This window comes from Pseudomonas sp. GNP012, assembly GCF_054343835.1.
The window spans coordinates 814580-840204 of the sequence record NZ_JBTGUU010000001.1 but is presented as its reverse complement, the minus strand read 5'-3'; the positions used below and the strand labels follow the sequence as shown (position 1 = coordinate 840204).

General features: G+C 59.5%; 21 protein-coding genes. 3 read left to right on the top strand and 18 right to left on the bottom strand.

All coding sequences use genetic code 11. The annotated features are described in order from the left end of the window. Position 1: 1 nt before the first annotated feature. The 11 genes from ACXX83_RS03745 to ACXX83_RS03695 all read right to left on the bottom strand — a co-directional run bounded on the left by ACXX83_RS03745 (position 2) and on the right by ACXX83_RS03695 (position 14210). The gene (locus tag ACXX83_RS03745) at positions 2-4123 is read right to left on the bottom strand and encodes a DUF1592 domain-containing protein (protein WP_458547597.1); all 4122 of its coding nucleotides are present in this window, start codon (positions 4121-4123) and stop codon (positions 2-4) included. 447 nt (positions 4124-4570) lie between these two features. Then, on the bottom strand, positions 4571-6664 hold the full coding sequence (locus ACXX83_RS03740; protein WP_015093954.1) for an LTA synthase family protein: 2094 nt from the start codon (positions 6662-6664) through the stop codon (positions 4571-4573). A 339-nt stretch (positions 6665-7003) separates the two neighbouring features. Beyond that, positions 7004-7609: an START domain-containing protein gene (locus ACXX83_RS03735; RefSeq protein WP_217837498.1), complete on the bottom strand. Its 606-nt coding sequence runs from the start codon at positions 7607-7609 to the stop codon at positions 7004-7006. A gap of 96 nt (positions 7610-7705) precedes the next feature. Further along, on the bottom strand, positions 7706-7960 hold the full coding sequence (locus ACXX83_RS03730) for a YkgJ family cysteine cluster protein (protein WP_007973695.1): 255 nt from the start codon (positions 7958-7960) through the stop codon (positions 7706-7708). 166 nt (positions 7961-8126) lie between these two features. Further along, on the bottom strand, positions 8127-8609 hold the full coding sequence (locus tag ACXX83_RS03725) for a translation initiation factor 2 (RefSeq protein ID WP_458547596.1): 483 nt from the start codon (positions 8607-8609) through the stop codon (positions 8127-8129). 80 nt (positions 8610-8689) lie between these two features. After that, positions 8690-10129 (bottom strand): aminotransferase-like domain-containing protein, encoded by a 1440-nt coding sequence (locus ACXX83_RS03720; RefSeq protein ID WP_458547595.1) that lies wholly within the window; start codon positions 10127-10129, stop codon positions 8690-8692. A 201-nt stretch (positions 10130-10330) separates the two neighbouring features. After that, positions 10331-11137: an OmpA family protein gene (locus tag ACXX83_RS03715; RefSeq protein ID WP_217837496.1), complete on the bottom strand. Its 807-nt coding sequence runs from the start codon at positions 11135-11137 to the stop codon at positions 10331-10333. Then, a complete protein-coding gene (locus tag ACXX83_RS03710; RefSeq protein WP_015093949.1) occupies positions 11134-11490 on the bottom strand; it encodes a DUF4398 domain-containing protein in 357 nt (118 codons plus the stop codon). Before ACXX83_RS03710 ends, ACXX83_RS03715 begins: the two co-directional genes overlap by 4 nt. A gap of 9 nt (positions 11491-11499) precedes the next feature. Next, entirely contained in the window at positions 11500-12336 is an 837-nt protein-coding gene (locus ACXX83_RS03705) for a substrate-binding periplasmic protein (RefSeq protein ID WP_458547594.1), read from the bottom strand. A 194-nt stretch (positions 12337-12530) separates the two neighbouring features. Beyond that, positions 12531-13460, bottom strand: a complete 930-nt coding sequence (locus ACXX83_RS03700; RefSeq protein ID WP_458547593.1) for an electron transfer flavoprotein subunit alpha/FixB family protein — start codon at positions 13458-13460, stop codon at positions 12531-12533. Further along, entirely contained in the window at positions 13461-14210 is a 750-nt protein-coding gene (locus ACXX83_RS03695; RefSeq protein ID WP_015093946.1) for an electron transfer flavoprotein subunit beta/FixA family protein, read from the bottom strand. Between the two features lie 548 nt (positions 14211-14758). Between ACXX83_RS03695 and ACXX83_RS03690 the strand changes: the two genes are divergently transcribed. Continuing rightward, entirely contained in the window at positions 14759-16423 is a 1665-nt protein-coding gene (locus ACXX83_RS03690) for an electron transfer flavoprotein-ubiquinone oxidoreductase (protein ID WP_217837493.1), read from the top strand. A 183-nt stretch (positions 16424-16606) separates the two neighbouring features. Here ACXX83_RS03690 and ACXX83_RS03685 read toward each other — a convergent pair whose 3' ends face one another. From ACXX83_RS03685 to ACXX83_RS03660, 6 genes are all read right to left on the bottom strand, one after another. Next, positions 16607-17410 (bottom strand): IclR family transcriptional regulator, encoded by an 804-nt coding sequence (locus ACXX83_RS03685; protein WP_458547592.1) that lies wholly within the window; start codon positions 17408-17410, stop codon positions 16607-16609. A 60-nt stretch (positions 17411-17470) separates the two neighbouring features. Next, entirely contained in the window at positions 17471-18781 is a 1311-nt protein-coding gene (locus ACXX83_RS03680) for an MFS transporter (RefSeq protein WP_116579996.1), read from the bottom strand. Positions 18782-18988: 207 nt separating this feature from the next. Continuing rightward, positions 18989-20137, bottom strand: a complete 1149-nt coding sequence (gene dgoD, locus ACXX83_RS03675; protein ID WP_007977010.1) for a galactonate dehydratase — start codon at positions 20135-20137, stop codon at positions 18989-18991. A 45-nt stretch (positions 20138-20182) separates the two neighbouring features. After that, a complete protein-coding gene (locus ACXX83_RS03670) occupies positions 20183-20803 on the bottom strand; it encodes a 2-dehydro-3-deoxy-6-phosphogalactonate aldolase (RefSeq protein ID WP_458547591.1) in 621 nt (206 codons plus the stop codon). A 19-nt stretch (positions 20804-20822) separates the two neighbouring features. Continuing rightward, positions 20823-21815 carry a 2-dehydro-3-deoxygalactonokinase gene (locus ACXX83_RS03665; protein WP_458547590.1) on the bottom strand — a complete coding sequence of 331 codons (993 nt, stop codon included), beginning with the start codon at positions 21813-21815 and terminating at the stop codon, positions 20823-20825. Between the two features lie 194 nt (positions 21816-22009). Further along, entirely contained in the window at positions 22010-22492 is a 483-nt protein-coding gene (locus tag ACXX83_RS03660) for a GNAT family N-acetyltransferase (RefSeq protein ID WP_458547589.1), read from the bottom strand. A 341-nt stretch (positions 22493-22833) separates the two neighbouring features. Here ACXX83_RS03660 and ACXX83_RS03655 point away from each other — a divergent pair, with 341 nt between their 5' ends. Both ACXX83_RS03655 and ACXX83_RS03650 read left to right on the top strand, forming a co-directional pair. Then, positions 22834-24039 (top strand): MFS transporter, encoded by a 1206-nt coding sequence (locus tag ACXX83_RS03655; RefSeq protein WP_217837489.1) that lies wholly within the window; start codon positions 22834-22836, stop codon positions 24037-24039. Between the two features lie 81 nt (positions 24040-24120). Continuing rightward, the gene (locus ACXX83_RS03650; RefSeq protein WP_217837488.1) at positions 24121-24444 is read left to right on the top strand and encodes a hypothetical protein; all 324 of its coding nucleotides are present in this window, start codon (positions 24121-24123) and stop codon (positions 24442-24444) included. A 202-nt stretch (positions 24445-24646) separates the two neighbouring features. Here the strand turns inward: ACXX83_RS03650 and araH are convergent, their stop codons facing one another. After that, on the bottom strand, positions 24647-25615 hold the full coding sequence (gene araH, locus ACXX83_RS03645) for an L-arabinose ABC transporter permease AraH (RefSeq protein WP_126050913.1): 969 nt from the start codon (positions 25613-25615) through the stop codon (positions 24647-24649). Positions 25616-25625 lie beyond the last annotated feature (10 nt).

Here is a 25625-nt window from a genome sequence, read left to right as displayed (position 1 = left end):
ATCAATTCCTCTCGGTTTTGTAGATGAACGCCTTGGAAGTCCCCAGGGTTCGCAACATTTCTGCCAGGGAGCCTGAAGTTTTCAAGCCATCGGCAATCGCCTTCACTGTCCCGGAGGTCGACTCATCCGATTTGTTGCCAAACACAAACCGGAAGTAACTGTCGGCCATGCAAAACTGTGATGCCGGGTTACGCGAGACAATTCTTGCGACATCCCGGACATCATCGACCTGCTCGGTGCCGGCCAAACTGATGAACGGACCGGAAGCCTTGATCGGCAACATCTGCGGATACTGGTTATAGTTGTGGGCCTTTTCCTGAGTGCGATAACGACCAGCCGCGTCGTAATGCTCCATCGACGACCCTGTGTCATTCATGTATTGATGGCACTGCCAGCAGCGTCCACCTGAGGCTTGCTCGCCGTTGACCAGGTCCCAATGCTCACGGGTGGTAATGGCGCGAGGCGGATAAACCGGTTCTGTCGGATCGGCCTCCACCGGGGCACCGAACTCACGGCAGAACATCTGCTCACGAATCATGATTCCACGCTTGACCAATGAGGTGCTCACCAAGTCTGACGTGGCAGCTTGAGTCAGCCCCAGATGCAACAACCCTCCCCGTTTTTCGTCCACCACGACCTTTTGCATCGTGCTGCCCGTGACACCGCTGATGCCATAATGCGCGGCCAGGTCCTGATTCAAATAGGTGTAGCCGGGGTTGAACAACTCGTTCAGGGTGCCGGAACCCAGCAGCATATTTTTGCTCAGCAGATACTGCTCCTGCGTCATGAGCTCAATCATGTGCCTGGTCAGTCCCGGTTTTTCCTGGACGCCTCGAACCGTTTTGACGTAATAGCTGACGAAGCGGTTGAACTGCTCGATGCCGCGATCGGTTTGCATCATTCGCTGAATTTCTGCAGCGATCTGTTGTGAGGTCTGCAGTTCGTTGCGCTGCGCCTTGGCCAGCAGCTCAACATCCGGCGTCGTGCCCAGGAACCCGTAAGAGAGCGCAGTGGCTACCTCGAACGGTGTGAGCTGATACACCTTGCTTGCCGATGCTGACTCCACTCCCAACTCCGAGCGATAGAGAAAGTTCGGCGACATCATCAGAGCGGTGATTGCAGCCGGCGCCCCTTGCTCGTCGAGGATTTTCTGGTAACGCAACCGCTCGGCGTCAGTGACAGGCCGTCGGAACAACTGATAGCCCAGGGAGGTGACCAGATCGGTGCCTGCCCGGGAGGTTGCCAGCGCGCTCAACCGCGACGGCGAAACCTTTTCTGCCACCGACAATGCCATGTCGTAAAACAGTTTGACGTCCTCTGCCTGCAGAACGCCCATGTTCGCTTCCCCAGGGTACTTGAAGTCTTTTTCGGACTTGTCGGCCGGCAGCTTCTCGGGATTGACTTCAACCCCCAGAATGTCCAGGACGGTGGCGGCATACTCATCTGGCGTCAGCAATCGCAACTGCCGCGCGCCATAGGATTCGTCCTGATCCAGGTAAGGTTTCCAGACGACGTCGAACAAGTGATTACTGATTTCAGTCGCACAGGTGGTGTCGCAATGCCCTGAAACCGGCATGGTCTTGATTTGTTTGACCAACGCGTCCCGACCCGCCACGCTCCAGAGCAAGGCCTTACTCGCGCTGTTGAAGTACTCGACCGCATGGCACTTGGTACAGGCCCCCGCCAGGACCGTTTCGCCCAGGCTCTCGACATGCTGGTAAGTGACGAGTGGCAGCTGCCGGTCCTGGCTGGACTCATCAATCACCACCGTCTCCAGTTCCGGCTGCGGTTTTTCCTTAGGATAAAACGGGTAGATAACCTTGTACTTGCCATAGTCGAGGAGCTGCGTCGTAGTCCCGCCCCATGGAATGTTTATGACCTGTGGCTCAGCATTACTCTGGTCCTCGTTAATCAGGCTGACGTGCCATTGGGCATCGGTGACGGAAACAGGCCTGGTCGGTGCCTTGATCGTCACCTTGACCTCAAGCTTGATCGGCCGCTCGCGATAACGCAGGTTGATCGTATGAGTCTTGCTGGTTTCCGATAGCGTTAACGCTGTGTTGCGCACCTCGGGAATCCAGTTTTTCACATCATTGAGGCGCAACTGATACTCACCATACGCCAACCCATTGAGAACCAGCGCGGACTCATTGTTTAACGGATTCCATGAAATTTGCACCAGTCGACTATTGCCGTCGGGGGCAATCAGATAACCACTGATCATTTCGTTTTCCAGGCCGGGAGGTGACAGCATTGGACGTAACGCCAACTGCGTCTGCGGCAACCCGGTCGCGTCATAGCGCACGCGATAGATGACCCCGGCGACGTCGTCGCTGATCAGCAGGCTGCCATCCGCCAGTTCAAGAAACTCGACGGGGCGCCCAATGCACGAGCTGTCCAGGCAATAGACATCAAATCGTTCCGGGTCCTGCACAAATCCATTGATCAGCGGGATCTGGTTGACCACGCGCGTACCGTCCTGGATGGTCAGCATTTGTATGTCCATGCCTGGACGGGCAGTGGAGCCCGCACCATGCACGGCAACCAGCAAACGCTGGGTCCTCTCGGTGGCCGGGTAACCTGACCAGAACTTGACCCCGAGCGGCGCCGTGTTGGTGCCCGACTCAAAAGCTGCCGGCACATAATCAGCGGGGTTGATCTGCTCGAGCGACTTGTCGGACACAATGGCACCGGGCACCAGCGGCGGCTGGATCACACCCGGGTTCAGGTACTCCTCCTGAGTGAATCCGGGCGTGTCCTTGCCAAACCGATAAGGCACGCCGAAATGCAACCCGGGGCTGCGGATAAAGTTGACCTCGTCAGGGTTGGGGAAGCCTTGGCGATTGTTGTCGCTGAACCATATTTTGCCGTCCTTGGGGTTCCAGTCGAAGCCGACAGAGTTACGCACCCCCGAGGCCAGAATCTCGGACGCCCCCGTTTCCGGGGAGTAGCGCAAGACCGTCCCATAGCGCTTGTCGGCAGGAATCATGCACAAGTTGCATGGAATGCCGACCGCTGTATAAAGCCACTTGTCTGATGGATCGAGTGGATTGAAGCGCAAGGGGTGCTTCATGTGCCAGATGCGAGTGTTGGAACCGGACGACAGAGGGGGCAAGGGAAACAGGTTGTCGTCTGCCGGAAAGCTGAAGACCCGTTCGGGTTTCGGGTCTTTGTAATGATCGTCCGCGTTACGCAAGCGATACAGACCACCCGTGGTCGAGTAATACAGATCACCGTCGCGATACGCCACGCCGTGGGGCTCTTCCAGACCGCTGGCAATGACATGAATGCCCGTCGGTTTACCCGCCCCATCCAGCGGCAACGCGTAGATCATGTCGCCGACTTTTCCGCCATAGACGTACGAAGGGATTGCACTGGAGCCGACATACAATACGTTCTTGCCCATGGCCATCTGCCTGGGTTGAACAAGCCCCTGGGCAAACAGCTCGATTTTCACCCCCGGCAAACCACTGAGCTTGCTCACATCCACCGGTGGGCGATACGTCACCGTCACGGCTTGCTCTGCCCCTTGCGCCTCCTTGAACGTGACAATGCGTGGCGTGTTCAGCGGGATGTATCCATCGGCGCTGTTCATCACCAATTGGTAGTCGCAGGCTTTCAGATTATCGAGGTGGATCGTTTCGCTGGCCTTCGCCCTGATCGAAATTTCTTCGGCCTTGCAGCGCAAAGTCCCGGTGACCATCTGATCAGCGCGAGCGACACCGGGCACCGCCGGTTTCAGGGGGGCTTTGCCGGCAAGGGTGGCAAAGTTCAGCTTCAGGCGATTGCCCTCGAAGCCACCGCATTCACCGAGGTCCTTCCACGCGTCTTTCCAGTGGTTGGTTGGAAGGAGTGGCTCATAGGCCGGTTGCCTGCACCATTGCCAACTGCCGATACCAAGCGGTGCCTCGTCGTCTTTCCAGCATTCAAACTGTCGGCCGGCGTGCTGTACCTGTTGCCCTTGTTCATAGGGCGTGTCCTTCGCATAAGCGGGTGCGGTACAGGACTGAGGTGAGGGCGTTGACTCTGATGTTCTGGTGAACGCCACCAACGCGATGACAGCGGCGAGCGCCACCAGACACGCGAGCCACAGCAAACGAAGCACACCGACAGACTTGTTCATGAAGCGAGCCTCACTCGTTAGACAAGTGCTTCAACCCGCTGGACAAATCTGTTGATTCAATGTCCTGCGGCGAACCACCTGAACCGAAGCGGCAGGCCAGAAAAACGCCAAAGCCAACCCCGGCGATCCTATTGGAATGTCTTCCAGTGCGGTTCCACAGCATCACCAAGACATGGCTCGAAAGCCAAAGAGACAGGAACAGACAGACACTCATCCTTGCGACACTGCCCGCTCTCAACGTCGCTGTTACAAACGTTGGATCAGGTACCCGAAGCACCTGTATGAAATCCCCAAACCCCAAGGGTGTCTACTGTCAGAGTTGACAGGTATTGCCCTTGGTTGCGGTTCTTCGCCACCCGGCAAACATAAAAAAATCCGATGCCTGTGCAGGCATCGGATTCTGATTTTTTGTTGCCTGAGGTCAGGCAGCAAGACCTGACTGAATACTTAGTCCGGAGTGCCGTCAACGACACCCGCGGTGTTGTCCAGCAGGCTCTTGGTCGCTGTTTGCAGGAACGCTTCGAGCTTGAGTTTCAACTCGGCGGTACGCGGCGCGTCAGCAATGACTTCGGCGCGAGGCTTGGCACCCAATTCATACTGATACAACTTCGGCGCCATGTCCTTGTCCTTCGGCAGGACCAGAACCTGGTCGGCGGTGAGGATAGCCGTGGTCTGCTCGCTGCCCGACGGCTTGATCACACCAATACCGGCATCGCCCTCCGGCAGGTCAAGCAGATCGCGTCCCCAGCACTGATGGCGCACTTCGCCACCGATGCGGCCCATGATGGTCGGCACGATGTCGATCTGGGTGCCCACGGTGTGGTCACGCTGGCCGAATTTTTCCTGGATGCCCGGCGCGATCATCAGCATTGGCACGTTGAAGCGGCCCAGGTCCATCTCGGTGATCTGCTGTTCGTTACCAAAACCGTGGTCACCGACGATGACAAACAGGGTTTCCTTGAAGTACGGCTCCTTGCGGGCCTTTTCAAAGAACTGGCCCAGTGCCCAGTCCGAGTAACGCATGGCGGTCAGGTGTTCGTTCAGGTTGCCACGATCGGTTACGCGCTCGACCGGCAATGGCGTCGGCAAGGCGTAAGGCGTGTGGTTGGACAGGGTTTGCAGCAAGGCATAGAACGGCTTGCCGTTTTCCCGCGCCTTGAGCTCGACCAGGCCACGGTCGAACATGTCCTGGTCGGACACGCCCCAGGTCGGATCAGAGAACACCGGGTTCACAAAATCGTTACGACCGATGAAGTTGGTCATGCCCTGGTTGCTGAAGAAACCCGACTGGTTGTCCCAGGCGAAATCGCCGTTGTAGACATACACGTCGTCGAAGTCACGGGCACTGAGCAACTGCGGCAGCCCAGACAGCTTGTGGCTGCCTTCCGGGGTCTGCATCAGGTATTCGAAGCCCGGCAGGTTCGGGAAGCAGGCCATGGTGGCGAACATGCCCTGGTGGGTATGGGTGCCGTTGGAGAAGAAGCGGTCGAACAGCAAGCCTTCCTTTGACAGTTTGTCGAGGTACGGCGTGATGTTGCCCGGCCCGCCCAGCGCGCCCACCGAGTGACCGGCCATGCTTTCCATCAGGATCACAACGACGTTCTTGACCGGCAGGGTCTTGTCGGCCGGCGGGGTGTAATCGCGACGTACCGCTGCGGTGTCGGCATCCACCAGTTTATCGGCCGGTACCACCAGCATGTCACGCACCACTTGCTGGGCTTGTGGCTGAGGCAGGGTCGCCTTCCAGATATTGTCGCGATCCTCGGACATCCGGCTCTTGGCGGCGGCGACCAGAGAAAGCGTACCGTTGAGACCCAACTGGTTGGCGAAGTTGGAATCTGTGGTGTAAACATCACCCCAGCGCATCGGCGGGCCTTGACGCAAGGTGCCACGGGCCGCGACGACGCAAATCAGCAGGCAAACCACGAACACGCCAACGCGTGCATACCACGGCGCAACCTGGCGAGTGCCGATGCTGCCGCCACTGAACGGGCCACGAGGGCGGGTCGCACGGTCTGCGCCCTTGAACGCCAGGCTCAGGATCCATGTGCCCACGGCCCATGCCAGCAGGTAGCGGACCACGGGGAAACCGTACCAGAGCATGCTCATCACGGTTTTCGGATCTTCCTTGACGTACTGGAAGACCAGGCCGTTGAGGCGCTGGTGGAACTCACGATAGAAGTCCATCTCCATCAGGCCCAGGAACAGCGCAATGCTGGAGACGACTGTCAGCCAGAGACGGAACAGCCCGCGTGCGGCCATGGCCCGGACACTGAACAATGACAGCAGCAACGGAATACTGAGATAGACCACCAGACGCAGGTCGAAACGCAGACCGTTGGCGAATGCCTCGAGGAAGGTCGAAGCCGGTGTATCGAGGATCATCGAGCGGTTGTAAACCAGCAGCGCGACGCGCAGCAGGCTGAACATGACCATCATGACCAGTGCACACAACAGCGTGTAGGCCAAATGCGATTTGACGGTCGGTTGCAGCAGGCGACTAAAGGCTCGCTGCTGATTCAGGGCGTCCGGGATTGCCATGTCGTTTTAGGACCCATTGGAAGTTGAAGTTTCAAAAAATACAGCTGCGCCTGGCCCTCTTTTCGGCCCGTACAAGGCCCGGGGGTTTGCGCGGTGCGCAAATGTTGCACGATCAACGGCTGCATTGCCATTGATTACTACCCTCATCCCGACTGTTTCATCCTGCATTCAGCAATACGCTGCGTGTTGCTGGAGAGCTGACGAATTGTCTTGGAGACGTGGTGAAAATTTCGTGCAACGCATATCCGGTAACAAATTAAAGCCCCCCCTGCCCTGTCAAAAACGCAAACGCCCCGAACCGACCGGGGCGTTTACAGTCACCTTAAAAGAATCACACCGTCACTTCTCGGCGCGTTCCTTGAGGGCTTTCAAGGTATTGAACGGGGCATCCACCACGAACTTGTTGGCCACCATCGACGGTACGCTGCCGCCCGGTTCGGTGTGCACCTGATAGGTCACTTCGATCTGGTCGCCCTTGGGTACGAACTTCCAGAAACCGTCGACCTTGGCAACCCGGACGAAGCCTTTTTCTTCAGGAAGGTATTTCGGTACGCCTTCGAGTTTGCGGGTCAGGCTGCCATCGGCACCTTCGGTGGTGGTGATGTGCAGCACCGAGTCACGCGGAGTAACCGGCCATGGGGTGTTGAACTGAGTGTAGGTCCAGCTCTGGTCACCTTCGTGCTTGAGCAATTTCTGGGTTTTGCATTCGTGAATCCAGGCGCAGGCTCCGGACACGTCATCCTGCAACGCACGCAGCTTGGCCATGGTGGTTTTCATCAGCGTAACGCCCTGGTAGGCCTTGTAATCGGACCCGGCCACTTCACTCAGGGAGACCTTGATGCCGTCTTCGTTTTTCGCGATTTTCCAGTCTTCGGCCTGGGCCGTCGAGGTAGCCAGCACAACCGTCAAACCACACAGCACAGCCATACGATGCAGCGAACTCATAGTCTTATTCCTTATTGTTGAAGTTCCGTTCGTTGGGCTTGCACCTGCGATCACCTTCAGGTCTTTCGCAGGTGATCGCAGGTGCGAGCCCACACATCACGCCGCCGTCATTTGCTCCCACCAGCCAATCAGCCGGATGGCCTCTTCGCTGCTGCTTCCGCACACCTCGGGGTCGGCCTCGAAGGCAGAACACACCGCCGGCCGTTCCGGCTGGCCGAAAATATTGCACAGGTTATCGGCGGAAAGTTGCAGGCATCGCTGCCCCGCGGCCTTGCCGTTGGGCATACCGGGGATCGGTGAACTGATGGACGGGGCAATGCAACAAGCGCCACAGCCCTCACGGCATTTCATGACGACAAGCTCCTCGCAACGAGCAATGTGTAAAAGGACGGGACACAGAGTACCCGCTAAAACAGTTGTTTTAAATTACCTGCGAGCGGGTTTTTCCACGTTAACGGGCATGACCGACCAGTCTCCGACAAAGCGTCTGTTCTGCGGCTCGCGGAACTTGCTGGCGTTACTGCTTGAACTCGAAATCCAGTGCCGCGCCTTCAACCTCACGGCGCTCTTCATTGCGCAGTTGCAGCTGCATTTCATTGCTGAGCAGGCGGCCGTTGAGCTGGAACGGGCTGCTACCGCTTTTGTCACCGAACATCTGGGGCAGCAGCGGTTCGCGCTTGGACAACGGCACTGTTCCGACCGGCTTGAGTTCCTGAACCATATCCTTGGGCAAGCTCAGGTCCAGCTTGGCGGATGGAAGCTCGGTCTTTACCACTTCGCTGGCCGGTTTCGATTTGGAAGCAATGGGTGGGCGTTTTTTCGCGGACGTCGCCGGTTTCTTGGCCGGCGAAGCTTTTTTTACGGGTGCGGTTTCTATCGGTGCAACGTGGAAACTGCCGGTGGCCTGCTGATCCTGCTCGGTGGCGGCAACGACGGATACCGGCTGAATACTCGCAATCAGGCAGAGCAAAAGCCAGGCGGCAGAAAAAGTCGGTTTCATGTATCCAACGGTGGGTGCAAACGGCAGAGGTGTCTATGCTCGCCTGTTGCAGCCCACAAGACAAGCGCAGTAGCAGACTATTACAAACTGCCAGCCATCTCCTGGCAGAGTTGGGTGGCCAGCATGCCCAGGGTCATCAACGCGCGCTCGGCTTCACGATTCCAGGGCGTGCCGCAATTGAGGCGAATGCAGTGATTGAATTGCTCGGTATTACTGAAGATCAGCCCGGGCGCAATACTGATGCCCTGCTGCAATGCCCGCACGTGCAACTCCTGGGTGTTGACCCGCCCCGGCAGACTGACCCACAGAATGAAGCCACCGGTGGGCCGGGTCATCTGCGTGCCTTCCGGGAAATACTGCTGTACGGCCAGCTGGAAGGCACTGAGGTTCTTGCGGTACTCCTGACGGATAAAGCGCAAATGCCGGTCATACCCGCCATTCTCCAGGTAAGCGGCAATTCCCATCTGGGTCACGCTACACGCTGAATGCGTGCTGAAGGTCTGCAAGCGCTGGATTTCCTGCTGATACTTGCCGGCAATCATCCAGCCGATCCGCACCCCCGGCGACAGGGTTTTCGAGAAACTCGAGCAATAGATCACCCGGTCCAACCGGTCATAGGCCTTGAGGGATTTGGTGCGTCCCTGCTCGAACATCAGCTCACCGTAGATATCGTCTTCGACAATCTGGATATCGAAATCCGACGCCAGGCGCAGCAGTTGCTTCTGCCGCTCTTCAGGCATGGTGCCGCCCAACGGGTTACTCAGCCGGGTGGTCAGCACCAACGCCTTGATCGACCACTGGTTGGCTGCCAGTTGCAGGGCTTCCAGGCTCATGCCCGTGGACGGATCGCTGGGGATCTCGATGACCTTGAGGCCCAACAGATCGGCCAGTTGCAGCAACCCGTAATAGGTCGGCGACTCGGCTGCAATCAGATCGCCCGGACGGGTCAGCACGCGCAAGGACATCTGCAGCGCATCGACGCAGCCGTGGGTGATCACCACTTCCGACGGATCGACCACCACGCCGGCATCGCGCATGCGGATCGCCACCTGTCGGCGCAACGGCTCGAAACCGGGGCTGAACATGTAACTGAAAGCCCGCGGGCTATGGAAACGAGTGACTTTGGCCAATTGCTGATGCAGCGCCCGCACCGGCAAATAATCGACACTCGGCACCGCCGCGCCCAGCGGGAAGACACCTTCACGACGGGATTCGACCAGCACTTGTTGAATGATGCTGCTACGGGTGACCAGGCCGGGGCGCTCGACCCGGGCGATGTCCGGCGTCGGCGCCGTGAGTGCCGGCGTCTGGTGCACGTAGTAACCCGACTGCGGCCGGGCGCGGATCAGCCCCTGATCTTCGAGATTGGCATACGCCTGCAACACCGTCGCATGACTGACATTGAGCTGCGAGCTCATCTTGCGCACCGAAGGCACGCGCTCTCCCGGCTGATAGACCCCTCGGCGGATGTCTTCGGCCAGTTGTTGAGCAATACGTTGATAGAGCAAAAGATTGGTCATGACGCAGCACTCGATTTCACGGGCATTTTATTCTTGTGTAAAACAATACCGGAACAGTTTAGAAGTGTACGGGGACAGTTACCACAATAGTCGACCGTACAGTGCAGTGTCAGCAAAATCTGTACTGTTTTGTGCGGTAATCGGCAGGCGAAAAAAAACCCGGCGCTGCATGGCAGGCCGGGTTTTCCATCGACGCACACCCTACCGGGCGGCGCCGAGCTGGCCGTTTTCGTCGGAAAACACAATTTCCACCCGACGGTTCTGCGCACGGCCCCGTTCCGACGCATTCGCGTCCACGGGATACTCGTCGCCATAACCTTCGACCTGGATGCGCTTGTCGTCGATGCCCAGATCCATCAGCACGTCAGCCACCGATTGTGCGCGGTCGCGAGACAGCTTGAGGTTTTCCTGCTTGCCCCCGGTACTGTCCGTGTAACCTTCGATCCGCACCACACGCTTGGGGTTGAGTTGCAGGAACTGCACGATCTTCAACACCACGCGGTTGGCCGAAGGTTTCAATTCCGCTTCGCCGGTGTCGAACAGCATGTCGCCCAACGTCATCACCAGACCGCGGTCGGTCTGGGAGGTGGTCAATGCCAGGATCTGCTCTTCGAGCCATTTGCCTTGCTGCTGCACACTGAACAGTTTGGACTCACGCAATGCCAGTTGCAGACGCTGCCGTTCCAGTTCGAGTTTTGCCGCTTTTTCTTCGTTGAGCGCCTGATTGGTGTGTTCCCGGGCAATGGCGCTATAGCGCTGGCTCAGGTAGGCGTAATGCACCACGTCCGAACCACTGCCCCAATAGCTGGACAGGCGGTCGGCACGGGCCAGGGACTCACCGGCGCGGATCACGTCCTTGGGGGCGATTCGCAGCACATTGGAGTCTTCCTTGACCTTCTGAAAGTCGGTTCCAGCCTGCTGCAACGCGGTCTCGCTGTGCTGGCTGACGCAACCGGTCAGGCTGGCGGCCAGGATCAAACCGCCGAGGGTTTTGCTCTTGAGGCTCATTGAGCATCTCCCAGTTGCTTTTGCAGACGGGCGATGCGGGTGTTAAGCACGTTCAACTGTTCCTCGCTCTTGGCCGTCAGCACCTTGGCCTCAGCCAGGCGCGCATCCAGTTCGGCCTGTTCGGCGCGCATGCGCGCATTCTTGAACGATTGATCAGTCATGTTGCCCTTGGCGCGATTGTACTTGTCCTCGGCCAGTTTCATTTCCGGCACATCGTCGGCGGTGGCACCCACGGCCTTGGCCTGTTCGAGTGCCTGTTCGGTCAGGCGCATTTGTTCATTCGGCGCCGGATCGGTTGCACAACCCGCCAGGGCGACAATGGCCACGGCAGCGAAAAGAGGTCGAATACTCACTAAATATCCCTACTGTTTTGGGGTACTGACGGGTTGTTGCGAGGGTTGCTGCGGTTGTGAGCGCTGTGCCTTCCAGCGCTCGATATTGCGCAGCAGCACGGCTTCCGTCAGTCCGGACGCGGGCAATTCTGTCATCTTTTTGGCCAACTGTCCGCGCAACCACGGATCGTTGCAGGCCGAGTTGTGGGAAATCGCCAGGAACAGGCCAGGCTTGTCGACCGGTTGCGAACGTGCGATCAGATCACCGGCCATGCCCAGTGTTTGTGCAGTCGCCATGCCCGAGTAACGTCCGGCCAGGACAAATTCGACTTCGCCCAACAACAGTTTCTGAAAGGCCAGGGTCAGATTGGACATGCGTGCGAGGGTTAATTGCTGTGCGGCAAAAGTGCTGAATTGCGCGGTCAATCGAGCCTTTTCCGACACGGCACCCGGATGACCGTGCAGATTTTGTGCTTCGTTGTAGACCAGCGTCGAGTCCTTGCGCGTCCAGACCAGGTAGTCGTTTTCCAGCAAAGGTGGATGGATGTAATCCAGGGTTTCCAGCTCACTGACGGTCAACGTCGCGTCCGCCAGCATGTCCATGCGTCCGCTGCGCACTTCGTCCAGGGCCTGGGCGCGTTTGCCGGCATACAGCAGTTCGATCTTGAGCCCCAACTCCCCCGCCACTTGCTGCAACAAATCGGCACTGGCACCGATCAGGTGTTTGGGATCTTGCGGGTCTTGCCAAAGGTACGGCGGCGCATCGGGGCTGCCGGTGACCACCAGGCGTTCGCATTTGCCTGCGGCGAAAGACAGCGCCGGCAACAGCGTCAATCCCAGCAAGCTCCACACACAGCGCAGATCCATGGCTTCATACTCCACTCATACCCGGTTATGCCTCCTGTAGGAGCGAGCTTGCTCGCGATGGAGGTCAATGCGCCGCGTTTTTTTTCAGAATGAACGCGTCATCGTTAACGCCCATCGCGAGCAAGCTCGCTCCTACAGAGAGCAAAAAAAAGCCCGGCCAAAAGGCCGGGCTCTTTATAAGTCAAGCCGCCGGTTTAGACCAGCTTCTCGAACTCGGGGATGGCTTCGAACAGGTCCGCCACCAGGCCGTAATCGGCCACCTGGAAGATCGGCGCTTCTTCGTCCTTGTTGATCGCAACGATCACTTTGGAGTCTTTCATGCCGGCCAGGTGCTGGATCGCGCCGGAGATACCGACGGCGATGTACAGCTGTGGCGCAACGATCTTGCCGGTCTGACCGACCTGCATGTCGTTCGGAACAAAACCTGCGTCGACCGCGGCGCGCGAAGCACCCACGGCAGCGCCCAGCTTGTCGGCCAGGGCGTACAGGTGTTTGAAGTTGTCGCCGTTCTGCATGCCACGGCCGCCGGAAACGACGATCTTGGCAGCGGTCAGTTCCGGACGATCGGACTTGGCCAGTTCTTCGCCGACGAAGCTGGAGATGCCAGCGTCGTGGGCAACGCCTACGGCTTCAACGGCAGCCGAACCGCCTTCAGCGGCAACCGGGTCGAAACCGGTGGCACGCACGGTGATCACTTTCACTGCAGCGTTCGACTGAACGGTAGCGATGGCGTTACCGGCGTAGATCGGACGCTTGAAGGTGTCAGCGCTTTCTACCGAGATGATCTCGGAAATCTGGTCGACGTCCAGTGCAGCGGCAACGCGCGGCAGGATGTTTTTGCCGTTGGAAGTGGCGGCAGCCAGGATGTGGCTGTAGCCCTTGCCGAGCTCGGTAACCAGTGGAGCAACGTTTTCCGGCAGCTGATGCGCGTAAGCGGCATTGTCAGCGTTCAGGACTTTGCTCACGCCAGCGATTTTCGCAGCGGCTTCAGCCACGGCGCCAGCGCCCTGGCCTGCAACCAGAACGTGGATGTCACCACCGATTTTGGCGGCGGCAGCAACGGTGTTCAGCGTGGCCGGGGCCAGCACTTTGTTGTCGTGTTCAGCAATAACCAAGATAGTCATTTAGATTACCTTCGCTTCGTTTTTCAGTTTCTCGACCAGTTCAGCCACCGACTTGACCTTGATACCCGCGCTGCGTGCAGCCGGCGCTTCGACTTTCAGGGTCTTGTTGGTGGAGGCGGTGGAAACGCCCAAAGCGTCCGGAGTCAGCACTTCGAGAGGCTTCTTCTTGGCTTTCATGATGTTCGGCAGAGACGCGTAGCGCGGCTCGTTCAAACGCAGGTCGGTGGTGACGATGGCCGGCAGTTTCAGGGAAACTGTCTGCGCGCCGCCGTCGATTTCGCGAGTCACGGCAACGCTGTCGCCGCTGATTTCGACTTTCGAAGCGAACGTGCCCTGACCGTAGCCGCTCAGTGCAGCGAGCATCTGGCCAGTCTGGTTGTTGTCGCTGTCGATGGCTTGTTTGCCAAGGATCACCAGCTGAGGCTGTTCCTTGTCGACAACAGCCTTGAGCAGCTTGGCAACGGCCAGGGAAGTCAGGTCTTCGGCGGACTCGACGAGGATGGCGCGGTCGGCACCCAGAGCCAGCGCGGTGCGCAGTTGCTCTTGAGCGGTGGACGGGCCGACGGAGACGACGACGATTTCAGTCGCAACACCTTTCTCTTTCAGGCGTACGGCTTCTTCCACGGCGATCTCGCAGAACGGGTTCATCGACATCTTGACGTTGGCAAGATCGACGCCGGAATTGTCCGCCTTGACGCGAACCTTGACGTTGTAATCCACAACGCGTTTGACAGCTACAAGAACCTTCATGGATTCCTCGTTACTCTCCGGTGAAAAGAAAGTCGCCTAGGCGAACCTGGCGGTTGATGCTCATCGGGCGCAAGGGCACCTCTAAAAACGCCGGCTAACGTGTCAAGTGACCATCACTCATGATCTGCATGACCATTCGTCAGTGGTGACTGACGAGTCATTCAACGTCACGGCGTGTAAACTTCGCGCCAAACCCGCACGGCGCATCACTCTCTACTGCCATCGCCCTGTCTTTAGAGGTGCTCTTGAAACCAACTGCCAGCCTACGGCGAGCGCAAAACCGCCCGTATCTTGACCGGAACGCCTATTCCGGTCAATACGCCAAAATGGCCGTTCATAAGGCGCGTGACTTTGATTTCTCTGGCTTTGAGCCAATTCAAACAAACGTTTGTATTGGACGCTGAGAGTGGTGTAGATATAATGCGCCACCCAAAGAGAAAGGTGGTCAATCGATTGTCCGCTTTCGGCGTTGCGCCGGAATTCATGGATGCGACACCCAACCTCCAAATTAGAAAAAAAACTGTTGAGCCTTGAGTAGGAGATAACCTGTGGAACGCGAATACATGGAATTCGACGTCGTCATCGTCGGTGCCGGCCCCGCTGGTCTTTCCGCCGCCTGCCGCTTGAAGCAGAAGGCCGCCGAAGCCGGTAAGGAAATCAGCGTCTGCGTGGTCGAAAAAGGCTCCGAAGTCGGTGCTCACATCCTGTCCGGTGCCGTGTTTGAACCACGCGCCCTGAACGAACTGTTCCCGGACTGGAAAGAACTCGGCGCGCCGCTGAACACCCCCGTCACCCGTGACGACATCTTCGTGCTGAAGAACGCTGAAAGCGCGCAGAAAGTTCCAGACTTCTTTGTGCCCAAGACCATGCACAACGAAGGCAACTACATCATCTCCCTGGGCAACCTGTGCCGCTGGCTGGCCCAGCAGGCCGAGAACCTGGGCGTGGAAATCTACCCGGGCTTCGCCGCTCAGGAAGCGCTGATCGACGAGAACGGCGTGGTGCGCGGGATCATCACCGGCGATCTGGGTGTCGATCGCGAAGGCCATCCAAAAGAAGGCCTGTACACCCCTGGCATGGAACTGCGTGGCAAATACACGCTGTTCGCCGAAGGTTGCCGTGGCCACATCGGCAAGCAACTGATCAAGCGCTTCAACCTCGACAGCGATGCCGACGCTCAGCACTACGGCATCGGCCTGAAGGAAATCTGGGAAGTCGACCCGGCCAAACACCAGCCAGGCCTGGTGGTGCACACCGCCGGTTGGCCGATGGACATCATGGGCACCGAGAACACCGGTGGCTCGTTCCTCTATCACCTGGAAAACAACCAGGTCGTCGTCGGCCTGATCGTCGACCTGTCCTACAGCAACACCTACCTGTCGCCGTTCGACGAGTTCCAGCGCCTCAAGCATCACCCGGTGCTCAAGCAGTACCTGGAAGGCGGCAAGCGCATCAGCTACGGCGCCCGTGCGATCTGCAAGGGTGGCCTGAACTCGCTGCCGAAGATGGTCTTCAAGGGCGGCGCGCTGATCGGTTGCGACCTCGGCACCCTGAACTTCGCCAAGATCAAGGGCAGCCACACCGCGATGAAGTCCGGCATGCTCGCCGCTGAATCCGTGGCCGAAGCACTGTTCGCAGAGAAGGACGGCAGCGAAGAGCTGACCACCTACGTCGACGCGTTCAAGAAGAGCTGGCTCTACGACGAACTGTTCGCCAGCCGCAACTTCGGCCCGGCGATCCACAAGTTCGGCGCCATCGTCGGTGGCGGCTTCAACTGGCTGGACCAGAACATCTTCGGCGGCAAACTGCCGTTCACCCTGCACGACACCAAGCCGGATTACGCTTGCCTGAAACTGGCGGCCGACTGCAAGAAGATCGACTACCCGAAACCGGACGGCAAGATCAGCTTCGATAAACTCAGCTCGGTGTTCATCTCCGGTACCAACCACGAAGAAGAGCAGCCGTGCCACCTGAAGCTGGCCGATCCGAGCATCCCGATCAGCAAGAACCTGCCGCTGTACGATGAGCCTGCCCAGCGTTACTGCCCGGCCGGCGTGTATGAAGTGATCACCAAGGAAGACGGCGAGAAGCGCTTCCAGATCAACGCCCAGAACTGCGTTCACTGCAAGACCTGCGACATCAAGGACCCTGCACAGAACATCACCTGGGTAACGCCCGAAGGCGCTGGCGGCCCGACTTACCCGAACATGTAAGCCGACCGCTGAACATCAAGGCTCCCGAATGGGGGCCTTTTTGTTGCCTGGCATTTATGCAACAACACAAACCCCATGTGGGAGCGGGCTTGCTCGCGAAAGCGTCCCGTCAGTCGACACCGGTATTAACTGACAGATTGCTTTCGCGAGCAGGCTCGCTCCCACAAGGGTTGCTGCCTGAGGTCATATTTTGGCGCCCAACTCCGCCGACAGCCGTGCCGTGACCCCTTTGATCAAAGGAATCAGCTCGGCCATTTTTTCCAGCGGCATGTACGGCACGGTACTCGCAATGCTGATGCCGGCGACGATGCGTTTGCTGGCATCGCGCACCGGCGCTGCCACGCAACGGATCGACGGCTCGTTATCTTCCAGATCGAAGGCATAGCCGCCGGCCACGTACTCGACCATGCGCCGCTCGAACTGCTCCCAGGATTGCTCAGGGTGCTGCGGCCAGAATTGATTTTTCCCACCCACCGGCAGGCTGACTTCGTACAGGCGCTGCCACTCTTGCGGCGAATCATCGAGCATCAGCGCCTTGCCGATCCCGGTGCGCGCCAGCGGCATGCGATGGCCGACCCGCGAACGCATTTCCGGGCCATTGCGCCCCGGGTTCTTGTGCAGGTACAGCACTTCGTCGCCTTCACGGATCGCCAGATGAATGGTGTCGCCGGTCAACGCCGACAACTCATCCAGATACGGCCCGGCCAGGGTCACCAACGGCAACTCTTCACGGGCCTGAAACCCCAACTCGATCAGTTTCGGCCCCAGCAGATAGCCGACTTGCGGCACCACCCGCAGGTAACGCTCGTCCACCAGGCAACTGGCCAGGCGATGGGTGGTGCTGCGCGTGGTGCCGATCAGCCGGGCGATCTCCTTGAGATCGCGGGCGCCGCTGGCCACGGCATGAACCACACCCAAACCGCGAAGCAGGGTCTGGGTGCCGGTCGGTGCGGCGTCCTTGGCGATTTTTGGGGCGTCTTCCTGCATATCCAGCCTTTACCGTTGAGCGAGTGAACGGGCGGCATTATGGTCGCCCGCGTGCCACGACTACAACTTGATACGCTCGACCTTGCCCACCAGCAAGATGTAGGACAGTGCGCCAATCAATGCCAGCACCGAGATGTAGGTGATTGCCGGGGCAAAGGAATCACCCGTGGCGAGGAAGCCGATCACGATCGGCGTGGCAATGGCCGCCAGGTTGCCGATGAAGTTGAACACCCCGCCGGTCAGCCCGAGCAAACGCGCCGGGGCGAGCGTCGACACCAGTGACCAGGTGATCGAAGCCAGGCCATTGCCGAAGAATGCCAGCGCGAGGAAGGCAATCACCAGCGGCGTCGACTCAACGAAGTTGGCGCCGATGATCGAGGTGGAAATCAGCAAGCCGCTGATGATGGGCAACTTGCGGGCGAAACCCACCGTGTAACCGCGACGGATCAAAAAGTCCGAGAAGAAACCGGAACACAGTACGCCGACAAAGGCCGCGAGAAACGGCAGCGACGCCAACAGGCCAGACTTGATGAAATCCATGCCGCGATATTTCACCAGGTAGGTCGGGAACCACGTAAGGAAAAACCACAGGGTCGAGTTGAGGCAGAACTGGCCGAGGTAGATGCCCCAGAGCTTGCGCTTGGTCAGGACAATGCCAAGGTCAGTCCAGCTGAATTTGGCTTTGACCTTGGCCTGTTCGGCCTGGATATCCACCAGCCCGCCGCCCTCGCGGATCAAGTCGATCTCCGCCTGATTGGCGCCTTTGAAGTCCCGCGGCTCGCGATACACCGCGTACCAGATCACTGCCCACAGAATGCCTACCGCGCCGGTGGTGACGAACACCATGTGCCAGCCGAATTCGTGCTGCAGCCAGGCCAGCACCGGTGTCAGGAAGGCCAAGCCGACGAATTGCCCGGAGGTGTAGAAACCGATGGCCGTGGCACGCTCGCGCTCGGGGAACCAGGTGGTGACCACGCGGCTGTTGATCGGATAGGCCGGCGCTTCCAGGGCGCCAACCGCCATGCGCAACACGAACAGCGCGATGAAGCTGCCAGCGAAGCCGAGCATCACGGTGGCAATCGACCACAGCAGCAGCGCTGCCGTGTACAGGATGCGTGGCGGGACCCGGTCTACCAGCCAGCCGCCGGGGATCTGCATGGCGGCGTAGGTCCAGCCGAAGGCAGAGAAGATCAGGCCGACATGAATCGGGTCGATGCCCAGGTCACTGGTCAATGCCGGGGCGGCAATCGACAGGTTGCTGCGGTCCAGGTAGTTGATCACCACCGTGATGAACAACAGCACCATGATGAAAAAACGCTTGCGGCTGGGCGTCACCAAGGACGCCTGCCCGGTGAGGGTTTGCGGTTGCATGGGGGGTGCCTCTTCTTATGGTTATTGAGGTCAATGAGAAAACCGGGGGAACGCAGATCCCTCTATCCATGGAGATCTAGAGTGGGAGCGGCGGTGCGACGATTCGACTTGCTCGCGAAGACGGCGGCACATCCAGCATTGATGTGACTGACAGGACGCTTTCGCGAGCAAGCCCGCTCCCACAGGGTTCAGTGGTGTGTCAGTGACTCACCACTCGGCAAAACTGCCATCGGCATGGCGCCAGATCGGGTTGCGCCAGCGGTGGCCGATGGCGGCGCGTTCGATCACGTATTCCTCGTTGATCTCGATGCCCAGGCCCGGGCCGTTCGGGATCTTCACGAAGCCCTGGTCGTAATCGAACACCCGTGGGTCTTTCACATAGTCGAGCAGGTCGTTGCTCTCGTTGTAATGGATGCCCAGGCTCTGCTCCTGGATGAACGCGTTGTAGCAAGCCGCGTCCAGTTGCAGGCAGGCCGCCAGGGCAATCGGCCCCAGCGGGCAATGCAGCGCCAGCGCCACGTCGTAGGCTTCGGCCATGTTGGCGATCTTGCGGGTTTCGGTGATGCCACCGGCGTGTGACGCATCTGGCTGGATGATGTCGACGTAGCCTTCGCTGAGCACGCGCTTGAAATCCCAGCGCGAGAACAGGCGCTCGCCGAGGGCAATCGGTGTGCTGGTCAGTGGTGCCAGTTCTTTCAGCGCTTCGTAGTTTTCGCTCAGCACAGGCTCTTCGATGAACATCAGCTTGTACGGATCAAGCTCCTTCATCAGCACCTTGGCCATGGGCTTGTGCACCCGGCCATGGAAGTCCACGCCGATGCCGACGTTCGGGCCGACCGCATCGCGCACGGCGGCGACATTGGCCAGGGCCTGGTCGACTTTGTCGAAGGTGTCGAGGAACTGCAGTTCTTCGGTGCCGTTCATTTTCACCGCAGTGAAACCGCGTTCGACAGCTTCTTTGGCAGCACGCGCCGTGTCCGCCGGACGGTCGCCGCCGATCCACGAATACACGCGAATCTTGTCCCGCACCTGACCACCCAGCAGGTCGCTGACCGACACGCCCAGCGCCTTGCCCTTGATGTCCCACAAGGCCTGGTCAATACCGGCCAGGGCGCTCATGTGGATCGCACCGCCACGGTAGAAGCCGCCGCGATAGAGCACGGTCCAGATGTCTTCGATGTTGCGCGGGTCCTTGCCGATCAGGTAGTCGGACAATTCTTCAACGGCAGCGGCAACGGTGTGGGCGCGGCCTTCGACCACGGGCTCACCCCAGCCGGTCACGCCCTCGTCGGTTTCGACCTTGAGGAAGCACCAGCGTGGCGGAACGATGAAGGTGGTCAATTTGGTGATTTTCATCTGTTGTCTCTCTTATGGATGCAGCGCTCGCAGCGCCAAAAAGTCTTAGCGAAGGGCTTTCCAGGCAGCGACATAGGCCTTGGCATTGGACGCCACCTGCGCAGGCGTCATGCCCGGTTTGAACAGACCGGAGCCGAGGCCGAAACCTTTAACGCCCGCGTCGATAAACACCTGCATGTTGTCCGGGGTAATGCCACCGACCGGCGCCAGAATCGTCCCGGCCGGCAGTACCGCCAGCCAGGCCTTGACGACTGCCGGCCCCATTTGCTCGGCCGGGAACAGCTTGAGGATGTCCGCGCCTTCGGCCAGCGCCGCGAAGGCTTCGGTCGGTGTGGCGACACCGGGCGACAGAGACAGCCCCGCCGCTTTCGCCGCACGCAGGACCTTCGGATCGCTATGGGGCATGACGATCACCTGCCCCCCCGCCACTTTCACCCGTTCGACCTGCTCCGGCGTCAGCACCGTGCCGGCACCGATCAGGCAATCGGCAGGCAAGGTACTGCGCAGGATGCGGATACTGTCGTACGGTTCAGGGGAATTGAGCGGCACTTCGATGACGCGAAATCCGGCGGCGTACAGGACTTCGCCGATAGCGGCAGCTTCCTGTGGACGCAAGCCGCGCAGGATCGCGATCAGGCCGTTTTGCGCCAGCGCTTGTTTGAGCATGTCAGACCTCCAGGCAGGTTTAACGGGATGCGGTGGACGTGACCAGACCGGCGGCGAGCGCCAGTTGCCACAATCCGCGTTCGGTGGCCTGTTCGGTCAGGGTCACCCGGGTAAAACCGCAGGCGTCGAGCGCACGGCGGTAGCGGGCACAGAGTTGGGTATTGCCGATAAGGATGATCGACGGCAGGTGCACGCTGTTGCGCCGACGCCGCTGGACATTGGCCAGGGCCGACAACTCGTGGCCGATCAGCAGGCCGGACAGATAATCGGCCTGGGCGCAGGCGCTCAATTCGCCGGTCAGGCCCAGGCTACGGGCGCTGAACAGCGTCGACAGCGGACCGGTTTCACCGTCCGCCGACAACGCGACCTGCACGCCACGATCAAACGCATCCCCCTCGAAAGACCCGCCACGCTGCTGGGTGCGCCCGAGAATGCTGTGCTCGCTGAGCACGGCGAAGACTTCGCCAGTCATGAAGGTATCGAAATGCACGATGCAGCCGTCGGCCACTTCCACCCATTTCGAATGACTGCCCGGCAGGCCGATCAGCAGGTCCTCGCTCGCCTCGCCCGGCAGGTTTTGCAGCACACCGAGCACCTGGGTTTCTTCGCCGCGCATCACGTTCGGCAGACGTGAACGCTCGATGACGCCGGGCACGATGTGCACATCGACGCCACGCAGGCTGCGAACGGTTTGCAAGGAAGTGCCGAGCGTGGCGACGTTCGCCGGCGTGTCGCGGTACGCCGCTTCGCACCAGCCCTGGGCGCTGCCGACCATGCCACAGGCAATCACCGGCAATTGCGGCTGGGCATCGAGCCAGTCACCGCATGCCTCATCGAAAGCCAGTTCAAAACCGTCGGTGCATTCCCGGCCGCCGATGATTCGCGGCGTCTTGGGCAACTGCATGATCCCCGACGCCAGCGAACGCTGTTCGAGCACCTGCCCGCCTTCGGCCAGTTTGTAAGCACGTAATGAGGTTGTCCCCCAGTCGAGCGCGATCAATTGCGCCTGCATCGCTTCACCTGTTTTGGTTTTTGGCAGTGAGTGAGCGGGACTATAAACCCGGATGCCGGGAAATCTCAATATATAAATATCAATCCCATATTGTGAGAAACGAACAAAAAAAGATCGCAGCCTTCGGCAGCTCCTACAAGGTGAACCTCGTCCCGTTGTAGGAGCTGCCGAAGGCTGCGATCTTTTAAGGGCGATCAATTACCAGCAGCAAAATCCCTCAAAACGGCCCCATCCATCCGATACCGAACCCACTCCTCCTGCGGCTGTGCACCCAGGGATTTATAGAAATCGATGGCCGGCGCATTCCACTCCAGCACGCTCCACTCGAAACGGCCGCAGTCGTTGGCACAGGCGATTTTCGCCAGATGCCGCAGCAAGGTCTTGCCCGCGCCACCGCCCCGCTGTTCCGGCGTGATGTAAAGGTCTTCGAGGTACAGGCAATTGCTGCCCAACCAGGTGGAATAGCTGAAGAAGAACACCGCGAAACCGATGGCTGCACCGTCGCGCAGGCAGATCAGGCCATGGGCCGTGGCGCCTTCGCTGAACAGGCTGCGTTCGATATCGGCAACGCTGGCGATGACTTCATGGCGGGCACGTTCGTAGTCGGCCAGTTCAGTGATGAACGCGAGGATTTGCGGTGCATCACTGGGGGTCGCCGGGCGGATTTCGATCGTCATGGACGTGCCTTGTCAAAAGTTGAAAACGCCATACTAAGGCGACGCGATATTTGTGGCGAGGGGGCTTGCCCCCGTTGGCCTGCGAAGCAGGCTCTTTCTCAGCGATTGCATTCCACCAGAAAGATTGCAGTTTTCTTATTGGGGTTGCTGCGCAACCCAACGGGGGCAAGCCCCCTCACCACAAGCAAGCTCCCTCGCCACAGAAGCTGGATCGCCACAACAACGCAGAGGCTTCACTCCGGCCGCCACTAACCCTGGCATCGATAACCTTGAACCTGACAATCAGGCACTGCGTGGTTAGATAGAGGCGCTGCTCACTTATCCGGTCAAGGAACCGCGTCATGTCTACCGCAACACCCCCAGTCTCAAGCAAGTTGTTCGGCCTGTTTTGCCTTGCCAGTTACCTGCTGTCATTGTCCTATGGCTCGACCTTCCTGCTGTCGCTGCTGATCAACGCGCGTGGCGGCAACGAACACGATGCCGGCAGTGTGATTTCGGCGGCGATGCTCAGCACCTTTGCGGCAGTGATCGTTTCCGGTCATTTGTCCGACTTGCTCGGTGCCGCCCGGTCGGTGGCGCTGTTCGGTGTGTTGCTGGTAGCGGCCAGCCTGGGCTTCGCCCTGACCCCGGGCTTCGGCCCTCTGCTGTTGTTTTTCGGCCTGCTGCTGGGCCTGGGTTGGGGCGTGTTCTACACCCTCGGGCCGATCATCGTGGCAAGCCTGGTGACGCCCGCACAGCGCGCCAGATACTTCGCCCTGCTGTCGGGCAGCATGATGACCGGGATCGGCAGTGGCCCACTGCTCGGCCGCGCGGCGAGTGCCCTCGGGTACCCGGTGACCGCTGCGTTTTATCTGGCGGCGCTGGCCAGCCTGGTCGGTGTGCTGCTGTTCTGGCGCCTGCAGCGGAAATTGAATCAGGCCCCTCTGCCATCGGGCAGCGTGTCGCGGATTTCGTGGCGTGCCGCGGGTCAGGTGCTGTCGTCCAGGGCTGTCTTTCCAATCATCATGGTCGGTCTTGGCGGCTGCGTGTTCGGCGGTCTGTCGAGCTTTCAAACCAGTTATGCCGCAGCGCACTCGCTCGACTACTCGCTGTTCTTCCTCGGTTTCATGAGCGCGGCGATCAGTGGCCGAATGCTGGTTGCCGGGTTCGTGGTCAAGCGCGATCCATTGCGTGCCTCGTGCCTGCTGTCGGGGCTGATGCTGGCATCGATCGTCATGTTCGGTTTTGTCGTCGACAGCAGCTTCAGCTACGTGCTCGCGGCGGTGATGCTCGGGACCGGTTACGGCCTGACCTACTCGGTGATCAACGGCCTGGCCGCCAATGAGGCGCCGACCGGCACCACCGCGCAATCCTTGTTGCTGTTCAGCCTGTCGTACTTCATCGGTGTGTTCGGCTTCCCCTTGCTGGCCGGGAAAATCATCGTCGAGCAAGGGATGGCCACGCTGCTGCTCACCGTGCTGGCGGTTGCTGCGCTCAACTGGTTGATCACCGCAGGCCGATTGATCTGGCGAAGAGCAGCAGCGGTCAGGGCATTGACACAGGCCTGAGCCGTCCGTCGTTAACAACGCACCTATCCCGGGCGAGGAGGGACTAATCAGGTAAGGACTCTACCCGTTGGAGACAACACCATGATCCTGTCCAGGTTGACCGCCCTCGCCCTCTGCGCCCTGCTGTCTTGCACCTCGTACGCCGGAGCCATCGGCTCGAGCACCGGCCCGACCAATCCGGTGGAAAAGCCCAGGGCGCCAGCCATCCAGAGTGCCCCCGGCATGAACACCGACGGCACCACGATCGACCACAACCTGCCTCCGTCCACCGGCACCGACCCGCGCATCCAGGGCAATGACATGGGGCGTCAGGGAGGGGCGGACTTGCCGAACAGAAAAACGCCCGGCAGCGGTGGTCTCGGCTCGAGCACCACCGAGGACGAGGACAGCAACATCAGCCAATAGTGAAGCCAGGAGAAATGTACTGAAGCTGATGGCCCCTTCGCGGGCAAGCCCGCTCCCACAGGATCTATGCCACACCAACACTCAATGTGTGAAGGCAGAACCCTGTGGGAGCGGGCTTGCCCGCGAAGGCGTCGTCATATCCAACATTTACATTTCAGACAGACCTTCGCGGACAAGCCCGCGCCTACAGAGGAAATGAATGTCAGCGCTGCTTAAGTCGGTCAATGACCACCGCCAGCAGCAAGATCGAACCGCGAATCACATACTGATAAAACGTATCGATATTCTTCAGGTTCATCGCATTCTCGATGATCGCCAGAATCAACACCCCGGCAATCACGTGCCGGATCATGCCGATCCCGCCACTCAACGATACCCCGCCCAGTACACAGGCCGAGATCACGGTCAGCTCGAAACCCTGGCCGATCATCGGTTGCCCGGAGGTCATGCGCGACGCCAGGATCACCCCGGCCAGCGCGCCGATCACGCCATGCACGGCAAAGATGATGATTTTGGTCCGGTCGACATTGACCCCGGCCAGCAACGCCGCCTCCTGATTGCCGCCGATGGCCATGGTGTTGCGCCCGTAGGTCGTGTAGTTCAGCAACCAACCGAAGAACAGGAAGCAGACGATGGTGATCAGGATCGGTACCGGCACGCCGAACATCTGACCGTTGCCGAACACGAAGAACGACTCCTGGGACACCCCCACCGCCTTGCCGTTGGCGAAGATGTAGGCCAGGCCGCGCACGATCTGCATGGTCGCCAGCGTGGTGATCAGCGCGTTGACCCGCAGCTTGGCAATGACGATGCCGTTGATCAGCCCGACGATCAGGCCCATCACCAGCGCCGCACAGACACCGAGAAACACGCTGTCGGTATCACGCATCACCACCGCCGCAACCACCCCGGCACAGGCAATCACCGAGCCCACCGACAAGTCGAAATGCCCGGACGCCAGGCAATACAACATGGTGCACGCAGCGATCCCGGTGGTGGAAATCGCCAGGCCCAGGCCACGCATGTTCAGCGGCGACAGGAAGTTGTCGATCATCAGGGTACAGAGCACGAAGATTCCGACGGCCGCCAGCAGCATTACCCAGTCATCGAGGAAGCGCCGCAGGTCCAGCGGTTTGCGCGTGGTCGGCAGGGTGTTGTTTTGGGTTGTCATCATAGTCACC